14 protein-coding genes are annotated in these 15117 nt (G+C 57.5%); 2 read left to right on the top strand and 12 right to left on the bottom strand.

Annotation, left to right across the window (positions count from 1 at the left end):
• Positions 1-201 precede the first annotated feature (201 nt).
• The 8 genes from rsgA to floA form a co-directional block, all read right to left on the bottom strand.
• The gene (rsgA, locus tag RIB44_00285; GenBank protein ID MEQ8615010.1) at positions 202-1266 is read right to left on the bottom strand and encodes a ribosome small subunit-dependent GTPase A; all 1065 of its coding nucleotides are present in this window, start codon (positions 1264-1266) and stop codon (positions 202-204) included.
• A 243-nt stretch (positions 1267-1509) separates the two neighbouring features.
• The gene (locus tag RIB44_00290) at positions 1510-1728 is read right to left on the bottom strand and encodes a hypothetical protein (protein MEQ8615011.1); all 219 of its coding nucleotides are present in this window, start codon (positions 1726-1728) and stop codon (positions 1510-1512) included.
• Positions 1700-2530 (bottom strand): hypothetical protein, encoded by an 831-nt coding sequence (locus tag RIB44_00295; protein MEQ8615012.1) that lies wholly within the window; start codon positions 2528-2530, stop codon positions 1700-1702. Before RIB44_00295 ends, RIB44_00290 begins: the two co-directional genes overlap by 29 nt.
• A 232-nt stretch (positions 2531-2762) precedes the next feature.
• The gene (locus RIB44_00300) at positions 2763-3026 is read right to left on the bottom strand and encodes a hypothetical protein (protein MEQ8615013.1); all 264 of its coding nucleotides are present in this window, start codon (positions 3024-3026) and stop codon (positions 2763-2765) included.
• Positions 3023-3220: a hypothetical protein gene (locus RIB44_00305; GenBank protein ID MEQ8615014.1), complete on the bottom strand. Its 198-nt coding sequence runs from the start codon at positions 3218-3220 to the stop codon at positions 3023-3025. Before RIB44_00305 ends, RIB44_00300 begins: the two co-directional genes overlap by 4 nt.
• Before the next feature lie 41 nt (positions 3221-3261).
• Positions 3262-3468, bottom strand: a complete 207-nt coding sequence (locus RIB44_00310; GenBank protein MEQ8615015.1) for a zinc ribbon domain-containing protein — start codon at positions 3466-3468, stop codon at positions 3262-3264.
• A gap of 42 nt (positions 3469-3510) precedes the next feature.
• A complete protein-coding gene (locus tag RIB44_00315) occupies positions 3511-4281 on the bottom strand; it encodes a hypothetical protein (protein ID MEQ8615016.1) in 771 nt (256 codons plus the stop codon).
• 18 nt (positions 4282-4299) lie between these two features.
• Positions 4300-5349 carry a flotillin-like protein FloA gene (gene floA / locus RIB44_00320; protein MEQ8615017.1) on the bottom strand — a complete coding sequence of 350 codons (1050 nt, stop codon included), beginning with the start codon at positions 5347-5349 and terminating at the stop codon, positions 4300-4302.
• 322 nt (positions 5350-5671) lie between these two features.
• Here floA and RIB44_00325 point away from each other — a divergent pair, with 322 nt between their 5' ends.
• Positions 5672-7186 carry a hypothetical protein gene (locus RIB44_00325; protein ID MEQ8615018.1) on the top strand — a complete coding sequence of 505 codons (1515 nt, stop codon included), beginning with the start codon at positions 5672-5674 and terminating at the stop codon, positions 7184-7186.
• A gap of 87 nt (positions 7187-7273) precedes the next feature.
• Positions 7274-9829, top strand: coding sequence for a protein kinase (locus RIB44_00330; protein ID MEQ8615019.1), 2556 nt, complete (start codon positions 7274-7276; stop codon positions 9827-9829).
• A gap of 68 nt (positions 9830-9897) precedes the next feature.
• On the opposite strand, the gene RIB44_00335 is transcribed toward RIB44_00330, so the two are convergent.
• From RIB44_00335 to RIB44_00350, 4 genes are all read right to left on the bottom strand, one after another.
• Complete coding sequence (locus RIB44_00335) at positions 9898-10482, bottom strand: NfeD family protein (GenBank protein MEQ8615020.1); 585 nt, start codon at positions 10480-10482, stop codon at positions 9898-9900.
• A gap of 202 nt (positions 10483-10684) precedes the next feature.
• On the bottom strand, positions 10685-12985 hold the full coding sequence (locus RIB44_00340; protein ID MEQ8615021.1) for an NfeD family protein: 2301 nt from the start codon (positions 12983-12985) through the stop codon (positions 10685-10687).
• Positions 12986-13157: 172 nt separating this feature from the next.
• Positions 13158-14048 (bottom strand): hypothetical protein, encoded by an 891-nt coding sequence (locus tag RIB44_00345; protein ID MEQ8615022.1) that lies wholly within the window; start codon positions 14046-14048, stop codon positions 13158-13160.
• A 123-nt stretch (positions 14049-14171) separates the two neighbouring features.
• Positions 14172-15047, bottom strand: a complete 876-nt coding sequence (locus tag RIB44_00350; protein ID MEQ8615023.1) for a hypothetical protein — start codon at positions 15045-15047, stop codon at positions 14172-14174.
• Positions 15048-15117 lie beyond the last annotated feature (70 nt).

The raw sequence follows: 15117 nt of genomic DNA on the forward strand, positions 1-15117 counted from the left end.
GGCTACGAGACGGCGCACGAAGAACCCAAGAAAGGCTCGTTGAACTCTGCGGACAAGTCCTCGAACTCTTCACCGAAACCGAGATCCGAAACTACTTTCGACATTGTGGGTACCGCTACGAATAGATGTAACACGCTCTAGTCGATCTGGCATAATTGCGATCCCGGTATACTAACAGCCTTAGCATACAACTGAAGCCGGCTAGTTCTGTCCACCCCGCTGCTTTTTCTTCGCACCGATAATCGACTTGTACAGCTTCCCCCGCTGTCGGTCCTTCTCGCGTCGCTCGGCAAGTGACTGAGAGTTCCGAGCCTGTTCGCGGCTGAGCTTCATGAAGCTTTGATAACGCCGCTGGTCGAGTTCGCCTGACTCGATAGCCGCCTCGACTGCACACCCGGCGTCCCCTTCATGCGCGCAGTCGTTGAAACGGCAACCTTCGGCGATTTGCAGCACATCCTCGAAGAGGTCGCTGATCCCCTCTTCGCAGGCAGGCAGTTGCAGCTCTCTCATGCCAGGGTTGTCGACAAGCACGCCACCGCTGGGCAGCAGGTGGAGCGACCGCCAGGTGGTCGTGTGCCGGCCCTTGCCGTCGTGCTCGCGAATACCGCCGGTGGCCAATTCTTCATCGCCGATGCCCCGTGCACCCAGCGCGTTGGCCATCGTTGATTTTCCGACCCCGGACGAGCCCAGTAGCGCGACCGTCTGACCGGCACCGCACCAGGGGAGGAGGATCTCGACTTCGCTCCTCTGACGAGCATCGATCGTTTCGACGAGCAGCCCAGGGTGAAGCCGCTCGGTCTGTTGACGTAATTCAGTAGCGTTGTCGCAGAGGTCGGCTTTTGTGAGAACGACCACGGGTGTGGCACCCGCTTGCAGGGTCAGTGCAAGATAGCGTTCAATGCGTGAGAGGTTGAAGTCTTCATTGCAGGAACAAACGATGAAGATCGTATCGATATTCGCCGCGATCATCTGCGGCTTCACTTCCTCACCCGCAGCTTTGCGGTAGAGCAATGTTTGCCGCTCGAGGAGTTGCAGCACGCGGTGATTCTCAGCGTCGAGAACGAGCCAATCCCCCACGGCGATGTCACCGCATGACTCTGCAAGTTGAATCGGAATCCGAAACTCGTCCGCCTCGCCCAGCATGAGGAGTTGGCTGCCAAAGTGCGCGGAAACTCTCGCAACCACAAACGGAGGGTCATCCTCTGGCGGCAGTTGTTGCTCGAAGTAAGGCTTCCAGCCGAGCGTGCGAAGCTTTGCGTCGGTCATGCGTTTATTCCTGCGAGGAGGTGCTTACCGATCTTGCTCTGCGTGTTAATAATTATGATCTCAAACAAATCCGTGTCATCCGTGCAATCCGTGTCCGAAAAAAGAGAAACCATAGCGGCTGATTCGCTCCTCCAGACACAAGGCCTGCCGGTGAGGTTCGGTACGATCATGGCGGCATAAAAAAAGCCTCCGGTTCGCTGACGAACGGGAGGCTTGATGATTCGAAATGGTGCTGGGAGCTCGCTACACCTGAATGTACTCGCTCACCAGTGCCGGCAACGCCGAGGCACTACCCTTCACGGCTCCAAAGCCGCCGTATTCCTTGATTTCAAGGTACAGCAAAATATTGCAGACCAGCAGCGCAATCAGTGCGATGAGTAGTAGGACGGTGTAGATGTTCCAGGCCGACTTCTTCGTCAGCACGGTTGGAACGCTAGCCTGCTCGAAGCTTGGTTGCGACATTGTCGCCCTCCTGAATAGGTCCTTGCTGGAAACGTCGCAGCACTTTTGCCACTGCTTGGTCGGGAGCCGTGCGGATAATCTGAGCTCTTCCGAGATATTTCTCGCCTCGGAAGACCTCTACGGTTTGGTTCACTTTCAGCCCATCGTCGGCACCGACGGTAATCTCGATGAGCAATCCGCTTGTGTTTCTTTGCGTCTTGCTAACTAACCCGCGAACGCGTGGCTTCACTTCAGCGTTTGGATCGATATCGCTTTCGCGAAGTGCGGAAGTAGCGATTCCAAGTTGTTGAGCCAACTGCACGTTGCGCTCTTTGACTTGCTCCAGCTCACCCTTGGTGGTGTGCAGCTTGCTCGTCGCGGCGACCGCCTTGCTGAACGTTTCGTCGCGTTGCTGTTGGTTCGTGCGAATGTCTTCACGGAGCTTGGCGACTTCTTCTTGGAGCTTCTCGTTATTCTTCTCTGTGGAGGCAACCAACGCTTCAGCACGGCGGCGCTCCTGACGAAGTTCGTCGAGTTCGCGCTGAATCCCCGTGTTTTGGTTTTGCATCGCGACGCGTTCACTCTCCAGCTTGCTCAGGTCCTGGAGCGCGGCCTGTTTCTCAGCGTCGAGTTGATTGAGCTTGTTCTCGTAGGAACTGGTCAGCTTCTGATTTTCATTCTGAACCTTGGTCAGATTCGCCCGTAGGGCGTCGGCTTCCTCTTTCCAGTTGGTATGCGTCGAATAGACGAGCATAGCCATGGCCATCATGAAAATGCTCGCAACAGCAATGCCGACGGTGAAAATCTTTCCGAGTAGGTTCATAGCTTGATTCCGGACGAGACTCAACTGTGAATGTCGAGTCGGTTTTCAAGTGCAACTTTAGCGAGAGCGGCCCAGAACTGGCCCGCCCAAAACAGGAAATCTACCTACTAGCAGTATAGGCAGGGGCGAAAATGGGTGTCAAACTTTGCCCCACCATTTCGGCCTTCCCCAAGCGACGGGGGTAGGGTTCTACCGAGTGTGCGGGAATCAACAAGGAAAAGGCCCGTTCTCCCTAGGAAATCACTCGATCGTACTCAGCATGAGGGCCAATCCAAAACCAAGCCACACCCTCTGGGTGATCCCGACCGAGGACGCGATAATTGAGCCCTACCCGAGCCGACCAAAGCTCGTGCTTCCCGGTGATTTTCTTGAACTGGAGGGAAGGATGCGAGGAGTTTTCTTTGAGCAGAGCGAAGTTCTTGTCTGCTAATTTCTGGATCTCGGGCGGCAGTTGGTGGTAAAGCCGCCAAAAGCGAGGCAGGGCAAAGTGTTTCACAGAGGCTTCGCCTTACCAGCAGCTATCTCTGCGTCGACTTCGTTGATCAAGGCGTCAAGCTTGCCGGAGTTGAGGTCCTGCTCTATCTGTTTATCCCAAGCTTGAGCTTGGAACTCCGCAAACCAATGAGATAACTCCGCAAATTCCTCTTTGGAGAGTTGGCTAATCGCAGTTTCTAGTTCTTTGACGCTCATGCCCCAATTATAACATTCGTCTTGTCGGTGAGGCCAGCTTCTCACCCTGGAAAGCACCCGCAACCGGTGCCGCAACTGCCACTTGGTGGAGTGGGGTCGCTGATCACTTGAGTCGTTCCAGCCACGACGCTGAGCTTTTTGAGCAGCTTCTTGCTGCCGCACTGTTCGCACTCGGGCTGCTCCTCACCGCGAACAAGTAATTCCTGCTCCTCGTCGCAATCTCGGCAAATGAACTCGTAGAGCGGCATGGATTATTGGCCTCGACCCCTAAATACTGATCGGCCCGATTCTTAGAACTCGGGACGCTTCAAAATCTCGTTGGCGATGATCACCTGCTGCATCCCGCCAGGGCGGGTCAGCAGATCGACGACTTCTTCAGCTGCCGTCGGGGCGGCGACCTGTTTGGCCTCTTCGGGCTTGCGTTCCAAAGAACCGAGCTTGTGGTCGAACTTAGTGCGCAGATGTTCTTCGAGTCGTTCGTCTGCGTACCCAACTTCCTCTCCCAAGTGAGAAACGCGCTCGGCCGTGTCGAGGTGGCTGTCAATATGCGTGGCGACGTGCTCAGCGACGGTTTCTCCCCGGCGAATGGGGTCAACGCGGGAGGGTTGCTGGCGTGGGGGCGACTTTCGTTCAGGAGTTTGACGCTGCGAAGTCGGGCGTTGCGGTGCGTTTGGTCTGCGGGCCGGTTCTTGCTGGGGGCGGCGGGGTTGGTTGGCTCGCTCGCGACGCATTTGCCGTTCGCGCTCTGCCTGGCGCTCGGCGATTGGTTTCCGCTGAGGCACCTCTTCGAGCAGGACGGGCTCAGCCGGGGGGCGAGGTTGCTCGGCAGGTGCTTCGCCCCGAGCCCGTTTGAGAAAGTCTTCGACCTCTTGGCGGAGCTTCTCGTCGCCCCCGCCTCCACCTCCCGCACCTTGCGGACGAGGCACACGATTGGGGCGGTTTGGTTTGGGCTTCCCCTGCGGATTGCGATTCGCCAGCAACTGCGAGAGCCCAGCCATCACTAGGATGACGATTCCCAGGATCGACTCAAAGGCGTCGGCGATGAACAGGGGGATTTTCATGAATGGTTTTCGCGAACTCTAATTGCGTCGGCTGCCGCTAGTGGCAATAGCGTCTCGCATATCGGTATCGGCTTGCACGTTCTTCAGCTTGTAGTAATCAAGAATTCCCAATCGCCCCGACCGGAACGCCTCGGCCATTGCTTTGGGAACTTCTGCCTCCGCCGAGACGAGCTTGGCTCGGTTTTCTTCGATTGCGGCGAAGTTCTCTTGCTCTTGAGAAACGGCCATCGCTCGCTTGCCTTCGGCCTTCGCGCGGGCGACACGGGTGTCGGCTTCCGCTTGATCCGCCTGCAGGCGGGCTCCGATGTTGTCGCCGACGTCAATATCGGCAATGTCAATCGAAACGATTTCGAACGCCGTCTGGGAATCTAACCGCCGAGCCAGCACCGCTTTGGAGATGCTGTCGGGGTTCTCTAGTACATGGGCGTGCGTTGGGGCGGAGCCGATTGCGCTGACGATGCCTTCACCAACGCGGGCGATGATGGTTTCTTCGGTCGCACCGCCGATCAACTGGTCGAGATTTGCTCGCACCGTCACGCGCGCTTTCACCTTAAGTTGGATGCCGTCTTTGGCGATGGCATCCAGCGAAGGTCGCTTCGATTCCCGAGAAGGGCAATCGATCACGCGGGGGTAGACGCTTGTCTGCACGGCTTCGAGGATATTTCGTCCGGCCAAGTCGATCGCGGTCGCCTGTTTGAAGCCAAGATCGATGATCTTCGCCTTGCGGGCCGCAATGATCGAGCGAATCACCAGTGGCACGTTTCCACCAGCCAGGTAATGGGCTTCCAGGGCTTTGGTGGTGATGTCGCCATCGTATTCGTCCAAGCCCGCCTGGACGGCCATGATTTTGCTACGGGTAATAACGGTTGGGTTCACTTTGCGGAACCACATACGGAACAGGTCGAAAATGCCAATACCCGCTCCGGTCGTGATCGACTGAATCCACAACCGCATGAAGCGAGCCGCGATGGCAATGAAGATAATAAAGCCAATCAGCAGCGCGAAGAGGATAATCAGCCAAACGGTGTTGCCACCACCTTCGAAAAGTTGGGCGATTGGGAGAGACATATTTTCTAGGTTCGTGAAGAAGTAGGTGAGTGCTTTGAAAACGTTCCTAACTGCTGACAGCCCAATGGGTTGAGGCACTGCTGGCGTCGCTCAGGCTGTCTTATTCGCTTTGTAGTGCTTCCGCTGTCGAAATGCAAGGATGCGCCGTGGCTCAGTCTTATTCTCACCGCAGGAACCGCACAGTTGCTACAGCTTCTCAAAAGTAGAGGCGAAGTGCATGCTTATTGGCTACGAGTCCCATATTCCCGTCGATTACTCAATCCGTACTGACCGATGCAACCGAAGGAACTGATTCCACACTTCAGCGGGGCTTCGTCGGGACATGTCTTCAAGTTCACTAAGAATAACAGCTTCGGTCTGCCTATTGGCGAATCTTCTGTGCGGCCCGTTCGACGCGGTGCCGGCGCGTGCCGAAGACGGTTCGGACCCCCAAGCCAATCAGTTCGAGGCGGCCTTGGAGGATGCCAGTTGGGAGCAACTCGCCCTCAAAGTTGCCACTGACGCCCTGGAAGAAGCACCCACTCAACGGGACGAATCGGTTGAGCCTGCACAGGGTTTGGCCCCTTCGCTAGGAATCGCGCTAGGCACCTTGCCGTTGCAGCAACAACTACGGGCGAATCCGCGGCGGCGGAATCAGCAGCGCCCCGGCGTGGCGCTGGGGCTAGCGAGCACGCCTTTCATGATTGGTGATACTTCAGCAGGAACCTGCTTTTCCCAGCGGGGTATCATCTTCCAGGATTTCGGGCATCCTACGCTCACCTGTAGCCGTTTGAACGTTTCGGAAAACAATACCGCGATCCCCGTCGATCGTATCTATTACAGTTACCGCCATTTTCACAATGCGACGCAGTTGCAGTTGTTCCAGTTCCAGCAGCAACTGAATTATGATCGCCACACGATCGGCATGGAACGCACGTTTGCTGGCGGCATGGGGAGTGTCGAAGTTCGCTTGCCCATCGAACGACGCCTCCGTTCGGACGTGATTAGCATCATTGATCCGGCGGGCAGCGGCGTTGTCGATCTGATTGCTGACAATGATTACGAGACCGACATCGGCAATGTCTCGTTCATCTCAAAGATCGCTTTGTATGAAACCAACAACTTCCTGCTGACAGGCGGCCTGGGCGTCACTGTTCCTACGGCACGCGATGTAAATTACGCTTTTGCGGTCAACACAGGTGTCGACTTGAGCCCGCTGTTTCCCGGACTCACTTCGAACTCGCTTGGTACGTTTGTCTACGAGTACACGAACGAAACCACTTACCTGTCTCCCTTTGCAGCTTGGTTGTTCACGCCCGATTCACCCAAGGCTCGTTGGTTCCATCAAGGCTTTTTGCAAATCGAAGTTGCTGCCAATCCTTCTACCTTGGCCGCGCAGGGATCGATCACGAATAACTTTTTCGTCAACGGCTTAGGAGCTGGCGGAAACATCGTGCAGACTCCTGGTGCTCAGCAGGTGCTTGTCGATGTGTTTGCCCAAACCCTTATGCGTCTGAATCTTGGGCTCGGTTATCAAGTGACCGACGACACGGGCGGGTTGATTTCCAATGTTCGTGCATTGGCGGAACTGCATTACACCACCACGCTTCAAGAAGCCAATACCTCGGATGTTCCGCTGGAAGTTCCAGCCGCTGCTGGGGTCGGTTTAGCACCGGGACTGCAGGTCTCCAGCGTCGGGAATCCTGACCCTCGTACGGACATCCTCAACGCGGCATTGGGTGTTTCCGCCGACGTGGGCCGTTTCGTCATTACCCACGGTTTTATCGCTCCGCTGAAGAGCGCCCCCGATCGGGGATTCGATTTCGAGTACAATTGTCAGGTACAGTTGCCGTTTTAGGGCGACCTTCGAAAGATTCGCTCCAGAGCGACTACCCGTCGGCTTACGCCTGACGGCTCGTTGACTTGGACTATCACGCTACCCGACATGCCTGCACCTGAGTCGCCACGTTCCGAAAAGGATCTTTCCGATCCCCACGAGACCCAACGCGAAAGCCCTCAGTCGACGAAGGGGGGCGAGGCGAAGCACCGCGGGACTCACGCCACACGTGTCCCCGAACCTGAAGAGGTGCGCGGGGAACGTGAACGCTTTACGATCCTGCGGCCCCATGCTGACGGTGGGCTGGGTAGGGTAGTCGTCGCTTACGACTGGCAGCTCAGCCGCGAGATCGCGCTCAAAGAGATTCTTCCCGCCCACGCGGACGATCGCGTCAGCCGTCAACGTTTTCTTCGCGAAGCCGAGATCACTGGGGCGCTTGAGCATCCGGGCATTGTCCCCGTGTATAGCTTGGGCGAGTTTGCCGACGGGCGACCGTTCTATGCGATGCGGTTTATTCTGGGTGAGGATCTTCGCAAAGCGATTGAGCAGTTCCACGGAAAGAAACCGACGCGCCTCTCAGACAATTTCGAGCTGCGGCAGTTGCTCGGCCGATTCGTTGATGTGTGCCAGGCAATCGATTACTCGCACCATCGGGGAGTCGTGCATCGCGATATCAAGCCCGAGAATATCATGCTCGGCGACTATGGCGAGACGCTCGTCGTGGACTGGGGACTCGCGCGCCCCACCGACGACACGCCAACGGTAACTGATGCCGCCGAGACGACGGTCACTCGCTCGGGACGACTGACCTCGCGATCGAATCACCCTCAGTCCACACGAAAGGTCAGCCCTTCCCCCCAATCGAACCCCTCGCACACCCGCGACGGCCAGGTGGTCGGAACGCCAGCTTACATGAGCCCCGAGCAGGCCGTTGGCCGTCTTGATCTCTTAGGGCCCGCCGCGGACATCTACAGTCTGGGGGCGACACTCTATCATTTGCTTACGGGATCCTCGCCGATTGACGGCAGCACCAGCGACATTCTGGCACGTGTCCAGCGGGGTCATTTTCCACCACCGCGCGAGCGGAACCCGCTCGTCCCTAAACCGCTCGAAGCGATTTGTCTCAAGGCAATGCATCGTCAGCCAGAGGCTCGTTACGGCAGTGCAGCGGAGTTGGCTCTTGATCTGGAGCATTACCTCGCCGACGAGCGAGTCGAAGCCTTCGACGAGCCGCTGTGGATGCGAACTTGGCGTTGGGTACGCAACCATCGCACAGCCGTGCTGAGCACGATGGCGGCTGCAACGGTGGCGCTCGTCGCGCTGACCGCGGGGGTGATTCTGCTAGGAGCCGCCAACCAGCGAGAGCGAGCCGCCAAAGATCAGGCGACTGCTAATTATGCGGAGTCTGTCAAACAGCGTGACCGTGCTGAGGAGAACTTCCGGCTCGCTCAGGAAGCGGTCCGCGAGTATTACGTGCAAGTCAGCGAAGAAACACTGCTCAATCAACCGGGAATGCAGCCTTTGCGAAACGCCCTGCTCGAACGTTCGCTTGCCTACTTCCAGCGATTCTTGGAGCAACGCAAAGACGATCCGAGTGTCCGCAGCGAGTTGGCTTTAGCCGCTTACTATGTCGGGCAGATAACCGAGACCGTCGATTCACCGAAGGCGGCTTTGCCGTTTTATCATCAATCGCTTTCGCACTACGAAACGTTATTCGAGGAGTCGGAAGTCGCTGCGGAGTTAAAGTCTGCTTATGCGCGTGTTCTGAACGCCATCGGCGGTGCCCATCAGAAAATGCAAGAGCTTGATGAAGCGGAGAAGTTTTATCGTCGAGCCTTAGTTGAACGAGAAGCGATCGCCAAAAACAACACGGAGGATTACCAGCCGGCACGGGAACTGGCGAACTCGTTGATGAATCTCGCAACACTGTCGCACCTGCGGCAAAACTATCCGGACGCGATTCGTGAAATGCAGCATGCCCAAGCGATTCGCCAGGCGCACCTCACGGGCGACTCACCGCCCCTCAAATTGCTGCGGGACTCAGCCATGGGCTATTACAATCTGGCCTTTACGCAGCTTGTCTCAGGAGCGAATGCTGAAGCGGAACGCAACTTCACTTCGGCAGAGAAGACCTTCAAACAACTGCTTGAGCGAGAACCCGAATCACTCAATCACGCGCATCGGCTAGCGATGAGCCAACGCAAACTGGGTGACTTGGCGGGTGCCTCAGGAGACGAAAGCCGAGCGATCCGCCATTACTTGCAAGCCGAAAGCCGCCTGCAGACGCTGGTGGACAAAAACCCAAGTGTCCCCAAGTTCGCTGCCGATTTGTCGAGCGTGCTGATGAATTTGGGCGCTCAACAGTCGAAAGTGGCAGCCAAGACGCCGGCGCTAGAGACGCTAACCCGTGCGGCAACGCTGCTTGAACGATTAAATGAAGGCGAAAGCCCCACACCACGCTATCGCCGTGACTTGGCAGTGACGCAGCGAGCCATCGGCGAGTTGCTCATTCAGCTTGAACGGGAGGATGAAGCGACAGAGTGGCTAGAAAAGTCACGAGAATTGCTGCAACAACTCGTGCGTGAGTTTCCTGGGGAAGTGGAGTATGGAGAGTTGTTGCAGGAGACGCTGAGACAGATCGAGCAAATCCCAAGTGCCGGTTGAATCCGTAACCAACAAATAAGCAGAAGTTCTTGAACGAAACCCCTTCGGGGTAAGTGTTCGACGAACATCTAAGATTCGTTCAACTCATCAATCCCCTCGAGCCCAAACTCCTCGATCGGCTTATTGAGCAGATCCTTCTCGCTCGTAGCCAGCCCGGCTGCTTCGTGCTGCTCGGCGCGGCGGACTACCACGCGGTTGGAACTGACCTCGACGACCACGACCGCTTCACCCGGTTCGATGGCTCGGCCTTGGCTCACCGCATCGAGGAGCCTGTTGTCGACCAGCACATCACCGCTGGGGATCATTTTCGTCTTGGCGACGCCCACTTTGCCAACTAGCTCGCGGCGAGGATCGTGCGGCTTGGTTTCCTGCTCGTCAGGTAGCTCGCCAAGAAACGCTTTACCCATCGGCGTGTGAGGCCACGCCTTGAAGGCGAGCCCCACGACCGTCGGCACGGCGACCAGCGCAATGGCGATAAACGAGAGCCCTGTGGTTACGTCCTTGCGGAAGGCCATTACGAGACTGGCCGAGAATGCAACCAGGGCGAAAAAGCTAATCACTCCGCCCGAGGGAATGAACACTTCCAGCACGATGAGCCCGCAGCCCACCAACATGAAAACCACAGCCCAGCCAAGCGGATCGAGAAGCGTCATCGGTGTGAGAGTTTTCAGTTGGCAGTGTTCAGTTTTCAGTGAGGACGAGAAACTGAGTTTAGCATACCAGCAAGCTTCTACCTATCGGCAGCTTGATACCGAGGAGCGATCTCGTTCATCCTAACCCGAAGCGTGAGCGAGGGGCCACGCTATCACAACTTTTCCCTCGCTTACGCTTCGGGTTAGGAATGAGGAAGCCACTCTACCCCACAGCACGGACCACCACGCGCGTCGCTTTGGCGTCGACGACGATGATTGAAGTGCCGCGGTCAAGTGGTTCGCCTTCGGCGACGACGTCGACCAGTTCGTCGGCGATCAGTGCTTTGCCGGTCGGGCGAAGGTCCGTGCGGGCGACGCCCCCTTGGCCAATGAGATGCGAGTAGTCGGCAAGGACCTCGCGGTGCTCTTGTTCGATGCGTTCCTCCGGCGCAGGCGGTTCGAGCATGATGCGATTAAATACGGGTGCATTGGGAAGGTACCGACGGAACGTCATCCCCAGGGCAATCACGCCCACAAAGGCTCCGGCCACCACGGTCAGCGAACGGCGCAGCTCGCCCATTTGCACTTCCGTTCTCGGAATTACGAACGTCTGGCTAGCAAGTACAAGGGACAGGATGACCATCGCCCCACCACCAAGCCCAAAGATGCCAAAGCCGGGCAGAACGAAGACTTCGAGCAAGATAAAGAACAGTCCGGCGATGAAGAGCAACGCTTCCAACCAACCGGCCGTTTGATCGAGCGACTTGCTCCAGAAGAATAAGAGGAAAGCCACGGCGGCAACAAAAGCGCCGATGCCCACGCCTGGCGTCTTCACTTCGATGTAGAGTCCGGCCAAGCCAATCATCACCAGCAGGGTCGCGAGAGCTGGAGAGGCAAGTGCTTCGATGAGTTGTAAGGCCCAGTTCGTTTCGACTAATGGTGGAGCTTCTTCGAACCCGTAAAGCTGCCAGAGCTGGTCCGAGTTCTCGACAACGGTCGTCGCGACTCCCTTCTGTTGCGCCACATTCCCTTCGAGCTTCAACGAGCCACCATCGACAAGTGGAGCAGCGGCCCGCCGCCAGTCAGCGCTATCCTTACGCTGCTCGGCTTCCGCCTCGCTCATGAGACGCGTCTGTCCGGTGGTTTTGTTGGTGTACTCGAAGATCTCGATCGAGGGATCGATCGTTGCGCTCAAGAGCGACCAACTCTTTCGCCGAACGTCCGCCAGATCGCGAACGCTAACAAGCGCTGCGGAAAGCTCATCGAACTCGTCGTTCTCGTTTTTCTGGTTTGGAACCTGGAAAGGATTCTCGGGGGCGACCTTCCGATTGTCTTTGGGTGGCGGGGCGATCGGCTGACCCGCGGCAAGCGTTGCTTCGGGGTGCATGACCAAGCGGTCGCAGGCCAGTGCAATCAACGCAGCTCCGCCGCGGGCTTCTGAAGGAACGTAAGCGACGGTCAGCACGGTCGCGTCTAATCGACCAAGGATGTTGGCCAGTGCGGCACTCGCTCCAAGATCACCGCCGGAGCTCTCGATCCGCACGCCGATCCAATTCGCACCTCGTTTGAGTTCGCGCCCGATGAGAGTTTCTAGCTGGCTGGCGGTGCTCGGCGTGATACGACCACGAATCTCTAGCAAGATCGGCACGCGATCCTCGACCAACGTGCGATCGATCTCCAATGCTTTGACGGGAATGTCGAGACCACGAGCGACGGTCGTCAGGTCGTCGGCCAGTCGTTGGACGAAGCCGAACTGCCGCCCTTCGCGACCCGAGAACCTCGCCAACGCCCCAGGGGCGACAATGGTTTCCTCCGCGATTACTTCGCTGTCCTTCCGAAACTCTTCCAGCTCATCGGCGGTCAAGAAAAGCGTGCGGTTCTCGCTTTCGACTTGAATGACCTCCGCTCGGGGGTCGAGCATCGCGGCGACCAAAGCGAGAGGAACGTTTCTGCGTGTCTCGGCGATTTCCTGATACGCAGCACGGACCGTGGCGGTCAGGCCCTCGCGCTCGTCGACGCCGGCCTCGCCAATCTCGGCTTCCGACGCCATCAGGATCTGCTCGCAGGCGATCACGGGCAACACTGAGTGCCCGCGAATCGTTTGCGGGAGATAAGCGATCGTCTTGATTTCCGCCATTTCGCGACTGGCAAGAAAACGCGCGAGCGAAAAGGCACGTTCAAATTGACTTCCCGCTCCGCCCGCTGCATCAGCCGCCTTCGGCTCGAATCGAAGCACCAAGATTGGTCGATTGGGGTCGCCCTGCTCCCGGGCTTTGGCAATCAACTGATCGCGAACACGTAGTAAGCTTTGCCGCAGCGATTGGTCCGCGTTCCCAGTAATCGGAAGCGGCACGGGCAAGAGGGCCGCTGGCGTCGAAGAGACTTCTTGCTCTGGAGCCTCGCCGTCCAGTGCTGCCTCTTGTGCGGTCGCTTCGCCCGAGGGGAATGTCCCAGAGAGGAATGCAAGCGCGCAGAAGCACAGCCCTAAGCTCGTGTTCCAGATAATTGAGCGAAGGCTCGTCATGCTCTGCTCCTCGCACCCGATGGATTTTCCGTAGCCGCCTCTCACTAGCAATTATACGTTTCGCTCTTGGGGGAGCAAAGCAAGCAGCCGAGGACCGCGGTTTTGAGACCGTTTCTATTCGTATTCGTTAGGCAACCGCAGATATTGGGAGGAAAACAACGGCAGAGGCGTGCTAACGATAATCGGCCTGCGTTGCCATTCTAAGCTGGCCGGAGATTCCGTAATGGAGGATGCCACCTTCGGTTGGCTGGGTCGTCGACATGCCGATAGGGCCAGAGAGTTCGGCGGAGAGGATTCGGCAAGTTTCAATCTCAATGGCAACTTGGCCAGCAACAACCATCTGCATGGGTGAGGTTTCGTTAGGCATGGTTTCGATCTTTGCGTCAAAGATCGCCAGTGGGCTTTGGTTTTTGGCCGAGGGTTGGACCTCCCGGAGCGTCAGTTCGAATCGCTTGATGCCGCCCATGTCGTCATTCATCCCGAAGAGGCTCTTCGCCACTTTCCGTGGAACCAGCAGACGTTGTCCCACTTGTGGTTGCTTCTCTAGCAAGTGCTTGGCAAGCAAGTTGGGTTTGCCGAGTGTCTTCAGTGAGTCGGCGACGATCTTGTACTCCTCAAGCGGCGGCATTTCCCCCTTGAGGTCGGTGATCGTTGTTTTCTCACCAACGCGGCTAAACAGGTACGACTTGCCTTCGACCGGTTGAGGATCGTCGAGGGAGGGGCTCGTTTCGCCGGGCACCACCATACGCGACAGAGGAAAACTAACGCGTGCCGCCTTGAACTTTTCACCATCAACCTGTGTGACCTCAATGGCCCGTTTTTGGCGGCGAACCATCTTATCTTCGCTCTCGTGAGCCGTCTGGCCGGACTGCGAGATGACCGTCTTCAAGTTGATTTCAACGGCGACCTGCTGCTGGACGCGATCGCCGATGCGTGTGGGGATCTGGGAGAAGCGAACTCTTGGATGCCCGACTGCTGAATTGGCGAATGCGTTTGACGGCGAAACCGCAAGCGTCACGGCAAACGCCAACGAGAAACGAATGAACAGATCGTGGAATTTCATTTCAGCGCCTCGTTTCGCCGCGGTGCTTGCACCGCGCTAGTGTTGTTAAGAAAGCGCCGCGGATGATCGAAACCTTACGCGCAAGGGTCAAGAGCAAGTCAGCAGAACAACCCGAAGCGGACCCTACGAACGTAGCATCGCCTCGAGCGCCGCCAGTGCAACCGGCCAGCGTTGTTGTCCGTTTTGCACCGTGTTCCACCACTGCCAGAGCGTGTTGGCGGCACCGGCTGGTAGGTCGCTCGTGAGGTGCCAGGCGGCTAGGGCGGCTTCGATTTTCTGGGTGTCACACGTCGTCAACTCCACCTCTTCCCCGGCGGCTAGCGCTGCGGGGAGGTTTGCTAGCGGAGCAACCACGGCGAGCCGCGCTGGCGAGACTTGGTCAGTGAACGCTGCTAAGTCGTAATTCAATTGGGCCAGCAGCCAGGCCAGTCGCACGGTTTCGGGAATCTCTGCCACAGGGTTGGTCAGAACGGCTTCGTAGACGACTCGATTGTTCCTGGAATGTGCCGTCCCGTGGCCGCCGACGTAGGGCGAAACAAGGATCACCTCGGCAAACTCTGGCACAATCGCCGGGTCGGTCATTCGGCCCATCGCTCGCAGCAACCCAGGCCCGCGTGCTTCCCACTGCTCCTGCAGCGGGCGACCACGGACTGCGAGCTGCTCAGCCACTTCTGGTTGAACTTTCAGGAGCGCCGCTTCGAGGCCCGTGATATGGCCTTCCAAATGAGAGACCGCCGTCGGGTCGCCCGTGGTCAGGCGGGCAACAGTTCGCTCCGCTAGTTCACGATTGTTTTCGTATTCCGCGGAGAGGCTGCACAACTCAAGGAGAGCTTTCCGCGGATCACCGAGCATCATCAACTCGGTATGCAAAGCGGCTGCTACGGGAGCAATCGCAACTGCTAGCTGATCGTCAACGGTTGGCAGTCCTTGTTGCTGGCAAACAGCAGCGTGCAAGCACGTCGCCGACAGGCTCGTCCTCCAACGAAGTTCAAGGCTCATCCAAAAATCCCTGTTTCAAGTAGCCGAAAGCCACGATTCTAGTCGCTCTGGCGGTCTGGTGTCACGCCTG

This window comes from Lacipirellulaceae bacterium (assembly GCA_040218535.1).
Taxonomy (GTDB): domain Bacteria; phylum Planctomycetota; class Planctomycetia; order Pirellulales; family Lacipirellulaceae; genus Adhaeretor.